The 13,782-nt window shown below is 44.7% G+C and carries 12 protein-coding genes; 7 read left to right on the plus strand and 5 right to left on the minus strand.

Annotation, left to right across the window (positions count from 1 at the left end):
• The first annotated feature begins 155 nt into the window (after window positions 1–155).
• The gene (gene prfC, locus AC6R16_RS20645) at window positions 156–1,745 is read left to right on the plus strand and encodes a peptide chain release factor 3 (RefSeq protein WP_500639268.1); all 1,590 of its coding nucleotides are present in this window, start codon (window positions 156–158) and stop codon (window positions 1,743–1,745) included.
• Here the strand turns inward: prfC and AC6R16_RS20650 are convergent.
• The 3 genes from AC6R16_RS20650 to AC6R16_RS20660 form a co-directional block, all read right to left on the minus strand.
• Window positions 1,742–1,891, minus strand: a complete 150-nt coding sequence (locus tag AC6R16_RS20650; protein WP_500675581.1) for a hypothetical protein — start codon at window positions 1,889–1,891, stop codon at window positions 1,742–1,744. The genes prfC and AC6R16_RS20650 overlap by 4 nt on opposite strands.
• 410 nt (window positions 1,892–2,301) lie before the next feature.
• On the minus strand, window positions 2,302–3,534 hold the full coding sequence (srmB, locus tag AC6R16_RS20655; RefSeq protein ID WP_500675582.1) for an ATP-dependent RNA helicase SrmB: 1,233 nt from the start codon (window positions 3,532–3,534) through the stop codon (window positions 2,302–2,304).
• A gap of 89 nt (window positions 3,535–3,623) precedes the next feature.
• Window positions 3,624–4,331 (minus strand): tRNA1(Val) (adenine(37)-N6)-methyltransferase, encoded by a 708-nt coding sequence (locus AC6R16_RS20660; RefSeq protein WP_500675583.1) that lies wholly within the window; start codon window positions 4,329–4,331, stop codon window positions 3,624–3,626.
• A gap of 316 nt (window positions 4,332–4,647) precedes the next feature.
• Here AC6R16_RS20660 and brnQ point away from each other — a divergent pair, with 316 nt between their 5' ends.
• From brnQ to AC6R16_RS20685, 5 genes are all read left to right on the plus strand, one after another.
• On the plus strand, window positions 4,648–5,961 hold the full coding sequence (brnQ, locus tag AC6R16_RS20665; protein ID WP_500675584.1) for a branched-chain amino acid transport system II carrier protein: 1,314 nt from the start codon (window positions 4,648–4,650) through the stop codon (window positions 5,959–5,961).
• 162 nt (window positions 5,962–6,123) lie between these two features.
• Window positions 6,124–7,222 (plus strand): peptide chain release factor 2 gene (prfB, locus tag AC6R16_RS20670; RefSeq protein ID WP_500675585.1). Its coding sequence is split into 2 segments (ribosomal slippage): window positions 6,124–6,198 and window positions 6,200–7,222, totalling 1,098 coding nucleotides; the frame shifts between segments, so codons are not numbered across the junction.
• A 51-nt stretch (window positions 7,223–7,273) separates the two neighbouring features.
• A complete protein-coding gene (lysS, locus tag AC6R16_RS20675; protein ID WP_069667534.1) occupies window positions 7,274–8,791 on the plus strand; it encodes a lysine--tRNA ligase in 1,518 nt (505 codons plus the stop codon).
• A gap of 320 nt (window positions 8,792–9,111) precedes the next feature.
• A complete protein-coding gene (vpsR, locus tag AC6R16_RS20680; protein ID WP_500675586.1) occupies window positions 9,112–10,446 on the plus strand; it encodes a cyclic-di-GMP-binding transcriptional regulator VpsR in 1,335 nt (444 codons plus the stop codon).
• A gap of 496 nt (window positions 10,447–10,942) precedes the next feature.
• A complete protein-coding gene (locus tag AC6R16_RS20685; protein ID WP_500639273.1) occupies window positions 10,943–11,194 on the plus strand; it encodes a DUF1127 domain-containing protein in 252 nt (83 codons plus the stop codon).
• A gap of 48 nt (window positions 11,195–11,242) precedes the next feature.
• Here AC6R16_RS20685 and AC6R16_RS20690 read toward each other — a convergent pair whose 3' ends face one another.
• Entirely contained in the window at window positions 11,243–12,277 is a 1,035-nt protein-coding gene (locus tag AC6R16_RS20690; RefSeq protein ID WP_069667532.1) for an NADP(H)-dependent aldo-keto reductase, read from the minus strand.
• A 128-nt stretch (window positions 12,278–12,405) separates the two neighbouring features.
• Between AC6R16_RS20690 and AC6R16_RS20695 the strand changes: the two genes are divergently transcribed.
• On the plus strand, window positions 12,406–12,717 hold the full coding sequence (locus AC6R16_RS20695) for a DUF6482 family protein (protein ID WP_500639275.1): 312 nt from the start codon (window positions 12,406–12,408) through the stop codon (window positions 12,715–12,717).
• On the opposite strand, the gene mutH is transcribed toward AC6R16_RS20695, so the two are convergent.
• Complete coding sequence (mutH, locus tag AC6R16_RS20700; protein ID WP_500675587.1) at window positions 12,714–13,379, minus strand: DNA mismatch repair endonuclease MutH; 666 nt, start codon at window positions 13,377–13,379, stop codon at window positions 12,714–12,716. The two genes, AC6R16_RS20695 and mutH, sit on opposite strands and share 4 nt — an antisense overlap.
• Window positions 13,380–13,782: the final 403 nt, after the last annotated feature.

The following is a 13,782-nucleotide window of genomic DNA, read 5'->3' on the forward strand; positions in this document are numbered from 1 at the left end:
TAGACAGGGAAATTGACGTTGATTTTGAGTCATTTTCGCTGTTGAAGTTGCCCCACAGTCCATTATAAGCGAAAATACCGCGCAAAATTGAATCGACCATTTACGCTAGGGTATTTCTTGCCTTCTCTAGCGCTTAGACAGAAGAAGAACCTTTCATGTCAAATACTCCATTTCTAGGCGAAGTGTCTAAACGTAGAACATTCGCTATTATCTCGCACCCGGATGCGGGTAAAACCACGATTACAGAAAAAGTACTATTGTTCGGACGTGCTATCCAAACAGCAGGTACTGTTAAAGGCCGTGGCTCTGCTCAACACGCAAAGTCTGACTGGATGGAGATGGAGAAAGAGCGTGGTATCTCGGTAACAACTTCCGTTATGCAGTTTCCATTCAACGATTGCTTGGTTAACCTTCTTGATACCCCAGGGCACGAAGACTTCTCGGAAGATACTTATCGCACACTAACGGCTGTTGACTCATGTTTGATGGTAATCGACGCGGCGAAAGGTGTCGAGGACCGTACTCGTAAACTGATGGAAGTAACACGTTTACGCGATACTCCAATCGTCACTTTCATGAACAAGTTAGACCGTGATGTTCGTGATCCAATGGAAGTGTTGGATGAAGTTGAGAGCGAGCTCGGTATGATGTGTGCTCCTATCTCTTGGCCAATCGGTTGTGGTAAAGAGTTTAAAGGGGTTTATCACATTCACCGTGATGAAACGATCCTTTATGAATCTGGTCATGGTCATGAGATTCAAGAAGTACGCACTATTAAAGGGTTAGACAATCCAGAGCTAGATCAAGCAGTGGGCGCAGACCTTGCTGAAAGTGTTCGTGAAGAGCTTGAGTTAGTTATGGGAGCTTGCCCTGAGTTTGATCTTGAGCTGTTCCTACAAGGTGAATTAACACCTGTCTATTTTGGTACTGCACTAGGTAACTTTGGTGTTGACCATATGTTGGAAGGCCTTACTAAGTGGGCGCCAGCACCTCAAACGCGCGAAGCTAACGAGCGTTCTGTGGAAGCTACTGAAGAAAACTTCTCAGGGTTCGTATTTAAGATCCAAGCAAACATGGATCCTAAGCACCGTGACCGCATTGCCTTTATGCGTATTGTATCGGGTACCTACAAGCAAGGTATGAAGATGAATCACGTACGTATCGGTAAGCAAATTAACATCTCTGATGCAGTAACCTTTATGGCCGGTGACCGTTCACGTGCAGAAAACGCTTATGCAGGTGATATTATTGGTCTACACAACCACGGTACAATCCAGATTGGTGATACCTTTACTCAAGGTGAAGCGCTGAAGTTCTCAGGTATTCCTAACTTTGCTCCAGAGCTATTCCGTCGTATTCGTCTAAGAGACCCTCTGAAGCAGAAACAGCTACTAAAAGGTCTAGTACAGCTTTCTGAAGAAGGCGCAGTACAGGTATTCCGTCCACTACAAAACAACGACCTAATCGTAGGTGCAGTAGGTGTGCTTCAGTTTGACGTCGTTGTAGCGCGCCTAAAAGCGGAATACAACGTAGAAGCGATTTACGAGAGCGTAAACGTAGCAACCGCACGCTGGGTAGAATGTGAAGACGGTAAGAAACTGGATGAGTTCCAGCGTAAGAACCAAACTAACCTAGCGCTCGATGGTGGTGACAACCTAACCTACATCGCGCCAACGATGGTGAACCTGAATCTAGCGAAAGAGCGTTTTCCAGAAGTGGAGTTCCGCGCCACCCGCGAACACTAATCTTCTTCGCCTTTGCTGCGATAGCGGCGTTGACTGCGTAAACTCACCTTGGTCACGTAGTGTACTACGCTCCCAAGGCTGAGCTTACTTGTCGCCTTGCTCTCACAACAAATGCTTTGAAGATGGAGTGATAATCTCAGTTGCATAAATGCCGCCTTAATTAAGGCGGCATTTTTTGTTTAGGGGGTTAGAACGGACTTCGTCCTATAGAACGCTTCGCTTATGGAAAACGGGATCGGGCTTCGCCCTTCGGGAAAATAAAGTTGACTCTCTAAGGGGCTCACTCAACCTTAGTTATCCAGTTATCCAGTTATCCAGTTATCCAGTTATCCAGTTATCCAGTTATCCAGTTATCCAGTTATCCAGTTATCCAGTTATCCAGTTATCCAGTTATCCGGAGGACGAAGTCCGTTCCCTTATCCCGCATCCCATATCACTAGCTAAGCGTTCACAAACAAAAAGGGTTGATGCTCTCACACCAACCCTCCAAATTACTCTAGCTCTCTAGCTCTCTAGCTCTCTAGCTCTCTAGCTCTCTAGCTCTCTAGCTCTTCCGCTATTTCTTCTTCTTAGCGACTTTCTTTTTGCCTTTAGCGACAGACTTTTTCTTGTCGTCTTTTTTCTTCTTCTTGAATGTCGGCTTCTTGTGCTTTGGACGCATTTCTTTAATGAAGCGCTCTTTGATCTCTTCTTTTACGTAGCGAGCAACGCGATCCATCATTGGTTGATCGTGTGCTTCGACTAATGAGATAGCGTTACCTTTCTTACCCGCACGTGCGGTACGACCGATACGATGCAGATACACGTCAGCGCTGCGCGGCATATCGTAGTTGATCACGTGGCTAACATCTGGCAGGTCGATACCGCGAGCAGCAACATCGGTCGCTAGAAGAACATTAACGCTACCATCACGGAAGCGGGCAATCGCATTGTTACGGCGATCTTGAGGCATTTCGCCTTGGATCCATGCACAAGGAATTTGTGCTTTCTCAAGTTCAACACGCAGCTCTGATAAGCGCTCACGAGTTTTTAGGAACACGATTGAACGTTCAGCTTGGTCGTTGATGATCTTTTTCAGCAGCTCAAGCTTATGTGTCATATCGTCAGCACGGTGATACCACTGGGCAATCTTTTTGCGTTCACGACGTGAAGGCTCTGCGTCTATCTCTGCTGGTTCTTTAAGTAGGTCTGCAGTAAAACCTTCAACACCTTTACCTTCTAGCGTCGCTGAGAAGAGTAAAGTTTGCTTACGCCAACGACATTCAGCAGATAGACGGTCAACGGTTGGACCAAAGCCCATATCTAGCATGCGATCAGCTTCATCTAGGATTAGCCATTCAATCGCTCGACAGTCAAAACGTTCAGCGTTGATGTATTCCATCAAACGACCAGGCGTCGCGACGACGATATCTTGGGTTTTACCTAAGATTTCAGCGTGCTCTTGATACTGAACGCCACCAGTAATAGTGAAGATATTTAGCTTAGTGTGCCTAGCCAGTGCGCGCGCTTGATCGGCAACCTGCATCGCTAGCTCACGAGTTGGCGTTAATATCAGTATGCGAGCAGGCCCTGGCTTACGACGTGGAAAATCTTGCAAATATTGCAGAGCAGGCAAGACAAACGCAGCGGTTTTTCCTGTCCCGGTCGGTGCGGAGGCTAAGATATCTCGGCCATCTAAAGCTTGTGGAATGGCTTCAGCTTGAATTTGCGTTGGGCGGTCGTAACCCATTTCTTCGATTGCGAGGAGTAGGTTAGGGTCTAACTCTAATTCAGCAAAATTTCTGATCACTATGATGTCTCCACAAGCCAGTTGGTGTGAACAATAAATTTAAGGGGACGTATTATAGAGTTTTCGGTGACAAGGATCACACGTTATTTTTACATCTTAAGATAAAAGTCTTTCGTCAACTTGATAAAGGCATCGCTATAGCCGCCATCACTATGAATAGTCAGGGTTTCTTCAGTCGTAGCCATTGGTGTTTTGGTCAGTTCAATCAACAGCCTAGTGATATCTTTACGTTCGGTAGGCTTAATTTGGCATAGTCGACTGACATGCCAGCCTTGTTCTACCGCTAATTGAATGAACAGATCACCTTCTACTTTAGGTAGCACAAAGCTTGCCTTACCTTGCTTGGTCAGTAATTGCTGACATCGTGTAAGCAACGCTTGATGAGTTAAAGTATCGGTATGCCTTGCGGTTGCTCGCGAAACATTGCTCGCTTGCTCACCTGTGTTGAAGTAAGGCGGGTTACATATGATGCGATCGAACTGTTCTAGAAACTGATGTGTAAGCACATCACCTTGATGCAGCGTTAATCGTTGCGCCCAAGGTGAGCGCGTGAAATTTATATTTGCCGCTTCGATAGCATTATCATCAATGTCAATCGCCTTGATAGTCAGCGAAAGATTACGTTGGGCGCACATCAAACTTAATAGACCTGTCCCTGTTCCAATATCCAATAAAGACGTCGAACTTTCTAAGCTAGTCCATGCACCTAGTAATACTCCGTCGGTACTGACAGGCATGCCTGAAAGGCCGCCATAAATGCTAAATTGTTTGAAATCGAAGTCTTTTGTTTTTTTCATGATGTTTATGTTTGTCGGAGTTCAGGTTGTTTTTGAGTTAATTGATCTGTTGTTAAATGATTGTTTGGTTTTTTGTGCTGTTTGTGTCCAGTGTGTAGTGGTTTTTGGGTAGTGTATTAAACTGGAAATTTAATTCACTCTAGTTATGTGTGCTAATTTTTAGGCCAAATTATAAATTTTTATGGTGTTTTTAGCCTTGAGCTTGCGAGGTGATGAGGATTTCGTCATCATGCGCGCCTTAATTTTATAGAGTGAGCGCATGTTCGTATCACTCAGCAAACACAACATCTATTAAATTATAAGTAAAGGGTCGACAGTGAATCAGACTTTAAAACTAACAGATATCATTGCGGTAGGCTTTATGCTTTTCGCATTCTTTTTGGGTGCAGGTAACATTATTTTCCCACCTTTGGCTGGTCAGTTAGCCGGAGAAAACTTAATTCCTGCCATGACAGGTTTCCTGTTAACCGCGGTGGGCCTACCTCTTATTACTATCATTGCAATTGCGGTTGCGGGTGGTTCTTGGGAACACTTAACCAAAGACTTGCCAAAGCGCGTGGCGATGACCATTGCGGTGCTGATCTTCATCATCATTGGTCCTGCATTTGCAGCGCCTCGCACAGGACTTGTTGCTTACGAAATGGCGGTTAAGCCATTCTTCGTCGATGCGGCGCAAATGCATTTGACGGTTTTCTCTATCTTATTCTTTGTGGTCGCGATGTTTTTTGCATGGTCTCAAGGCAAGCTGATTGATGTGATCGGTAAAATATTAACCCCGGTACTGTTCATGGGTTTGGTTGTGCTTGCTGCTGCGGTATTTATTGACCCACAAGGCGAGATGATCGCTGCACAGGGAGAATACCTCACACATCCTCTGCAAAAAGGTTTCCTTGAAGGCTACAACACCATGGATACTTTTGCCTCGCTGATGTTTGGTGGGCTTATCGTAGATGCACTGCGCAAAAAAGGCATTGCCGATCAAAAGGCGACAGCAAAGTATCTGATTAGCGCGGCATGCGTTGCGGCTGCAGGCTTAGCATTTGTATATGTATCATTGTTTTACCTAGGAGCAACCAGTGCTGCTGTGGCTTCAGGTGCTGACAATGGTGGCGCGATTCTTAGCCTGTACGTTCAGTCTCTATTCGGTCCATATGGTCAAGTTGTGCTGTCTGTGATTGTACTGCTTGCATGTTTGACAACGGCTATCGGTATTATTTCTGCTTGTTCTGATTACTTCAGCTCTATCACGCCAGTTTCTTACAAAGCTTGGGTGGTGATCATTGGTGTCGCTTGTGCAACTGTAGCAAATGTCGGTTTATCACAACTGATTTCTCTGTCTGTGCCTGTGCTATTTGCTCTATACCCAGTGGCGATTGCGCTAGTTGCGTTAACGTTTGTACGCAACAAACTACCAAACCCACAAACTGCTTACCGTGTGGTTATCTTAGTGTCCTTATTGTTTGCACTAATTGATGCGGCAAAAGTTGCAGGTGTCGACGTATCTGCACTGAGCATGCTGCCACTATTTGATGTTGGTATGGGGTGGCTGCTACCAACGGCGGTTGCTATTGTTTGTATGTTCTTTGTTGGTAAATCAGAGCCAGAAACATTAGCGGAAGAAGCTGCATAATAAAGCAACTTTTTTGAATCAAAGATCCCCTGTCACGCAAGGCGTGTCAGGGGATTTTTTCTATACAAGCATTTTTATTCGGCAGTAAAAAATTCCTGTATCTTCGTCACATTTTTCAGTAGAATTCTTCGGTTAAATTCTACTCATAAATGTTGAGCAAACATGTTTGAAATCAATCCAATTAAAAACCGCCTAAAGGACGTGTCTGAGCGCACAAATGTCCTGAGGGGGTACCTTTGACTATGACGCCAAGCAAGAGCGTCTAGAAGAAGTCAACGCAGAACTAGAACAACCAGATGTATGGAGCGAGCCAGAGCGTGCACAAGCACTAGGCAAAGAACGTTCTTCACTTGAAGCGGTTGTTGAAACGATTGATCAACTTGAGCAAGGTGTTGAAGATGTTGAAGGTCTTTTAGAGCTTGCTGTTGAAGAAGAAGATCAAGAAACCTTCGATGAAGTTGAACCAGAATTGGCTGAGCTTGAAGCTAAACTAGAAAAGCTTGAGTTTCGTCGTATGTTCTCTGGTGATCACGATGCTTCAGACTGTTACATCGATTTACAGTCAGGCTCTGGTGGTACAGAAGCGCAAGACTGGACTTCAATGATGCTACGCATGTACTTGCGCTGGGCTGAAGCGAAAGGCTTCAAGACCGAAGTTATCGAGGTATCAGAAGGTGAGGTTGCGGGTCTGAAAGGTGCAACGGTTAAGATTTCTGGCGAGTACGCTTATGGCTGGTTGCGCACAGAGACTGGTGTTCACCGTCTTGTTCGTAAATCACCATTCGATTCAAGTGGCCGCCGTCATACATCGTTTGCTTCTGCGTTTATTTACCCAGAGATTGATGACAACATTCAGATAGACATTAACCCTTCTGATCTACGTATCGACGTATACCGCGCTTCTGGTGCGGGTGGTCAGCACGTTAACACCACGGAATCAGCGGTTCGTATTACTCACGTTCCTACTAACACTGTGGTTCAATGTCAGAACGATCGCTCTCAACATAAGAACAAAGACCAAGCGATGAAGCAGCTTCGTGCCAAGCTTTTTGAACTAGAGATTCAAAAGCAGAACGCAGAGAAGCAAGCTAACGAAGATGCGAAATCTGACATCGGTTGGGGTAGCCAAATCCGCTCTTACGTACTGGATGACTCGCGCATTAAAGACCTACGTACTGGCGTTGAAAACCGCAACACACAAGCGGTTTTAGATGGCGACCTAGACAAATTTATCGAAGCTAGCCTGAAATCAGGTCTGTAAGCTTTTCACCGAAAAAACTATCGTTACTAACGAAAACAGGATACATCGAAAATGACTGATGCTGTTCAAAACGAGAACGTACAAGAAGAGAACAAGTTAATTGCTGAGCGCCGCGCTAAACTGGATCATATCCGTAAGAGCTGCAAAGCAAACGGCCACCCAAATGACTTCCGTCGTGAGCACCTAGCTGGCGATCTTCAAGCGGAATTCGGTGAAAAGACGAAGGAAGAGCTAGAAGAGCTTAACCATGTTGTAGCAATCGCTGGTCGTGTTATGGCTAAACGTGGTCCATTCCTAGCGATTCAAGAAACATCTGGCCGTATCCAAGCATACGCCGCAAAAGATGTTCAAAAAGAGCTGAAAGAGAAATACCAAGGCTTAGATATCGGTGACATCATTGGTGTTAAAGGTGCACTTCACAAATCAGGTAAAGGCGACCTTTACGTGAACATGGAGTCTTACGAGCTGCTAACTAAAGCACTTCGTCCGCTGCCAGAGAAGTTCCACGGCTTGACTGACCAAGAGATGCGTTACCGTCAGCGTTACGTTGACTTAATCGTGAACGAAGATTCTCGCAACGCATTTATCGTGCGTTCTAAGCTAGTTTCTTCAATCCGTAACTTCATGAGCTCAAAAGGCTACCTAGAAGTTGAAACGCCAATGATGCACGTGATCCCTGGTGGTGCGACTGCACGTCCATTCATCACGCACCACAACGCATTAGACATCGACATGTACCTACGTGTTGCACCTGAGCTGTACCTTAAGCGTCTAGTTGTGGGTGGTTTTGATCGTGTATTCGAGATCAACCGTAACTTCCGTAACGAAGGCCTATCGCCACGTCATAACCCAGAATTTACAATGATGGAATTCTACCAAGCGTACTCTGACTACAAAGATCTAATGGATCTAACTGAAGAGATGCTAAGCACAGCGGCTATGGACGTTCTTGGTTCGACTTCAATGCCTTACGGTGACGAAACAGTAGAGTTTGGTGGTAAGTACGCGCGTATGAGCATGTTCGATGCGATCAAGCACTACAACCCTGAGCACGCTGAGATTCAAGCACTTACAGAAGCTGACCTACAAGACCGTGAGAAGATGGTAGCAATCGCGAAATCTGTACACGTTGAAGTAGAAACGTTCTGGACATGTGGTCAGCTTCTTGAAGAGATCTTTGGTGAAACTGCTGAGCCTCAGCTAATTCAACCAACGTTTATCACTGGCTACCCAGCGGATATCTCTCCTCTAGCTCGTCGTAGCGATGACAACCCGTTCTTCACAGACCGTTTTGAGTTCTTCATCGGTGGCCGTGAAGTAGCGAACGGCTTCTCTGAGCTTAACGATGCACAAGACCAAGACGAGCGCTTCAAAGCGCAAGTTAACGCGAAAGACGCTGGTGATGATGAAGCAATGTACTACGATGCAGACTACATCACTGCATTAGAGCACGGCCTACCACCAACAGCGGGTCAAGGTATCGGTATCGATCGTCTAGCAATGCTATTTACAAACACGCACACAATCCGTGACGTGATCTTGTTCCCAGCAATGCGTCCTCAAGCATAAGCTATAGACAGCTTTTGATAGTTAAAAGTCACCTTCGGGTGACTTTTTGCGTTTAATCAGCCTACAACGAAAGTTGGTTTTTATTTGGACTATTGGTCGAACCAGTAGCTCTGTTAGCAGTAAACTAAGCAATTGAGTTATTTAGAAAAGAATTTTTTTTACGAGTAGCTTCTCACAACGCATGGAAAAAGTACGATTCCCTCGCTAGTCTTATATTTGAGACAGATTATCTCTGCAAGTCTCTATAATGTAACCACATATATTTTTATGTGTGTTTAAGCGCACAGCATTTACGTTATCAATAAGAAGGAACTCGCTTCATGGGTAGTCAATTCCGGATGGATTCCGTTCCAGGTTCGTTGGTTGTAGTGGGAGGAACCTATGAACCATGGCTGTCAGTTTTAGAGCAAGTAGGTTGGAGATGTACTCAGTGTGGTGACTTACGCAAGGCCGATACATTGTTTACTGAAACGGGCCCTTGTATCGGTATTGTTGATCTTAGCCATGATGAGTTCAGTCTCAATGGTATTGCTAACTTGGTGAGTAAACACAAACAAGTACGTTGGTTAGCCTTTATTCGTGAGTCTCAATTAAGTTCGGATACTATTTGCCAATTTATCGTTAACTTCTGTATCGACTTTTTTACCGCCCCGATTCCAGATGCTCAGTTACTCAGCACCATTGGCCACCAACTAGGTATGCTGAAACTTGAGAAAAAAGTTTGGCCACATTATGGCAATCAAAGTGACATGGGGCTAATCGGTGACTCTATCCCTGTTAAGCGTCTACGTGATCAGATTAAGCGCATTGGCCCTACTGATGTCAGTATCCTAATTTATGGAGAAAACGGTACCGGCAAAGAAACGGTTGCGCGTGCCGTTCATCGTACCTCAGCGCGAGCAAACAAGGAGTTTATCTCAGTTAACTGTCGTGCGATGTCAGAGCGTCGGATAGAGAGTGATTTATTCGGGATTAACCGTGATGATATGAGTGAGCCGTCAATTCTAGAGAGAGCAGATGGCGGTACGATATTACTCAACGATATTCTTACATTACCTCGCTCACAGCAGTTTAATTTACTGCGTTTCCTCCAAGAGGGGATGGTTGATACTCCATCAGGCCGTAAAGAAGTGGATGTGCGTGTTTTAGCGGCGAACTCTGCTGATATTGAAAAGGCATTGATTGATGGCGATTTCAATGAAGAGCTCTATCACTATATCAATGTGCTGCGTATTAATGTTCCGAGTTTAAAAGAGCGAGCAGGGGATATTGCAATCCTTGCACGTCACTTCTTGCAGGAATATTCGAAAGAGTACAATGCTCAAGCTCGCAGTTTTACTGAAGAGGCCGCTCGTGCAATGACTCGCTATCATTGGCCAGGTAATGTCCGCGAACTGATGAACCAGATCAAACGTATCGTGCTTATGTCAGATACCGTGATGCTTGACGAACCACACCTAGACCTACCTAAGCGCAGTGATAGCCGCCGCAGCTTAAAGAGTATCCGTGAGCGTAGTGAAAGAGATGCCTTGTTGTTGGTGCTAGAGTCTCATTCAGGTCAAGTTTCCATGGCAGCAAAAGAGCTAGGTGTATCGCGTGCAACTATGTATCGATTGTTAAACAAGCATAACCTTATCTCAGATATACCTGCCTAATTGATTGTTTTGTAAATAAAAGCCGCGCTTATGAAAGTGCGGCTTTACTTATATAAGCGATATGATCTATTGCACATGCAATATTCCTTGGCTGAATATCTTATAATCAAAAGCTCAAAATGATTATTTCTAGGTTAAAAAATTGTTTTGAACATTTATGCAGTAAGGTGGTTGAAATATCACCTGATATGAATAGAATTTAACCATGAGCTAAGGCTCAAACCCATCAAAATATTTGGATTAATACATTAGCTAGGAGGCGCACAATGAAACATTTCACTGTTCAATCATTTATCTGTGCGTCTGTCGATCAAACCATTCCCGCAATGGATGCTATTACACGCAATACGTTTGTAGCCGATCGAAAACTAGATAAAACCATGTAATTAATCCGTAACCTTTTTTAATTGGCTGCGGAAAAGCAGCGAATTAAAACACTCTTGATCTAATGATTCGTTGATCTTTTCCCAGCTTCAAACTCAACTGGAGAAAACTCATGAGTCATTCTGTATACCTAAAACTTGCCACTCTTTTGGTCAAAGCGGATCTACGCCGAGAAGAACGTGATTGGAAACGTAAACTACGCCGCAGCACTTTCGACATCCCATGGAATAACGAACGTTTGCTGCGAGATATCGGTCTGGAACAAGATGGTCGTCCAATAGGATTCACTGAACCAGATAGCGTCAAAGCCGAACGTCGTATCCGTCATCTTCGTCGTGTCCTTAGTGCGCGAATACCAACGTAATCTCAGGGGCAGGCGCTTCACCTGCCCCGCTATTTCTGTAACGACAGATTATGGACAAGGGTTGGAGTAAGTCGTACCAATCTCTTGAATTCCTTGAAGCAACTCATCTGTTAATACGACATCTAAACTATCAATATTTGATTTAAGCTGTTCCAAGTTTGTCGCGCCAATGATGTTGGATGCGACAAACGGCCTTTGGTTAACAAATGCCAACGCCATTTGCGCGGGGTCTAAACCATGTTGCCTGGCGAGATCGACGTACGCTTGTGTCGCTTGTTCTCCTTGAGGAGTAAAATAACGAACAAAGCGTTCGAATAGAGAGCATCGAGCCCCTTCAGGACGTGCTCCATTTAGATATTTACCACTTAGGCAGCCAAACGCGAGTGGGGAATATGCGAGTAGCTGAACGCCTTCATAGTGGCTTATTTCAGACAAACCCACTTCAAAACTTCGATTGAGTAAGTTGTAAGGGTTTTGAATCGAGACAATTCTTGGTAGCTCGTGCTTTTCCGCTAAACGAAGCAGAGTCATCACCCCCCAAGGCGTTTCATTGGAAACTCCGATATAGCGAACTTTCCCTGCTTTAATTAGCTCAGCGAGCGCTTCGAGCGTTTCAATTAATGTCACCTCTTCCTGAGCATCAGGGTAAGGGTAGTTTAGTTGACCGAAGCAGTTGGTTTGCCTTTGTGGCCAATGCAGTTGGTAAAGATCAACATAATCGGTTTGTAACCGCTTCAGGCTATCATCAATAGCAAGATGGATATTTTTCCGATCTAGACTCATGTTTTCGCGGATATAAGGGACGTTTCTTGGACCCGCAACCTTGGTGGCCAAAACGACCTTTTCACGCTTGCCTGATTTAGCAAGCCAGTTTCCAATGTACTGCTCGGTTAATCCCTGAGTATTCGCTTTTGGCGGCACAGGGTACATTTCTGCGGTATCAATAAAATTCACACCACGCTCAAGTGCGTAATCAAGCTGGCTAAAAGCTTCTTGCTCAGTATTTTGTTCACCAAACGTCATGGTGCCAAGACAGATCTTACTCACTTCCAAAGTAGAATGGGGTAACTTGTTGTATTGCATCGATCTTCCTTGTCGTTACGGGGATGTGATCCCACTATAGGGGATTTGAGTATGAATAGAAAAGAGTGAGTGATAACAAATTCGCAAATTTTGCAAAGTTGGCTAATACTGATTATTGGAGGTGAACTATGCAAAAAAGTCAGTTAGATAAGTGGATTCATGGTCATCATAAAGACAGCTATCAACCGCCAAAGGTGTTTGTTATCGGTTGTTCAGACCTATCCCAATATCTATTAGCCGTCGAGTACAAGCACAAAATAGAGCCAATAAAGATCGACGATGAGCCAGTGCATTTCGACTCGCTAGAGCTAGTGAAAGAGGAATTAACGAGACTAGGTGTGGAACGAGCATACCTACGATTGCATAACGCCTACGATGAATGTGGTGCCAGTGATGGACCTCTCTATCACGATTTGGAGTTATCTCTTACCACGCACTAAACATAGTGGTTTTCAAGAATACGCGCTGTGAATTGAGTTCTTAGATAGAATCCTCTTGGCAGCGTTTTTATTGGTTTGCCGCTTGCTCCATAGGCTTCGGTCAGGACGCGGCTGTTCGCTGCTTTGGGGCGTAGCTGTAAAACCTCGCCATGACGAGCGTTAATTTGCTCCACTCGGCCTAGTACTATGAGTTCCATCAACTCTTCCCAATCGGCTTTAAGTTGTTGCTCTTCTTCAATGCTCGGGGACCAGATCAAAGGTGAACCTACACAACGCTGTGCTAATGGGATCTCCCTTTCGCCTTCCACTGGAATCCACAATACTCTCGAAAGCTTGTTGCGAACATGGCTTGTTTCCCAGGTGAGGCCATGAACGCCAATAAGAGGCGCGACACAAACAAAAGTCGTTTCCAATGGCTTGCCTGAGTATCCAATCGGAATGGTTTTTAGCTCGATACCCAACTTCTCAAAATCTTGAGTAGGTTTACTACCTGCTGTTGCGCCAAGGTGCCATTCTAATAGTTGGCCGACCCAGCCTTTATCACGGCGAAGATCCGGCGGAACTTCTATGTCGGCTTCCTCTGCCAGATCGGCAAAGCTAACACCTGCGATGCTTTTTGCTCGCTCAAGCAGTTCTTGTTCTGTAGTCGGTTCTGGCTTCATTGGTTTTGCAACAGAGTTGAAAGTTGGCTCATTGTAACCCAGCGGAAGAAAATTACGACTGTAGAGAGAATGATCGTTATGAGTGAAAGATCATCAATTAAAAGGTTATCCACAGCTTAATTGGAGAAACTTGCAAATTGGTACTGATATGTATGAATAAACAGGGGTTTGGCGATGAAAAAACACTTGAAATTTTAGGCGTATAGGTAGAGTTGGCTTAACTGGTGTGGATAAAATCATCTGTGGTTGATCTTTGACCGATCTGTATTGAGAGGAAGAAACGATGATATGGAACAAGCATATATAAAACTATTTCTAAATAAGTGTTTGTTTTTATTGATTGTAGTTTAGTTTGGTTTGATCGTTTTTGGCTGGCAAACTACGCCTTGCTTACCTATTGATC

The sequence above is a fragment of the Vibrio sp. R10-SG3-ISO10 genome (genome assembly GCF_059834185.1).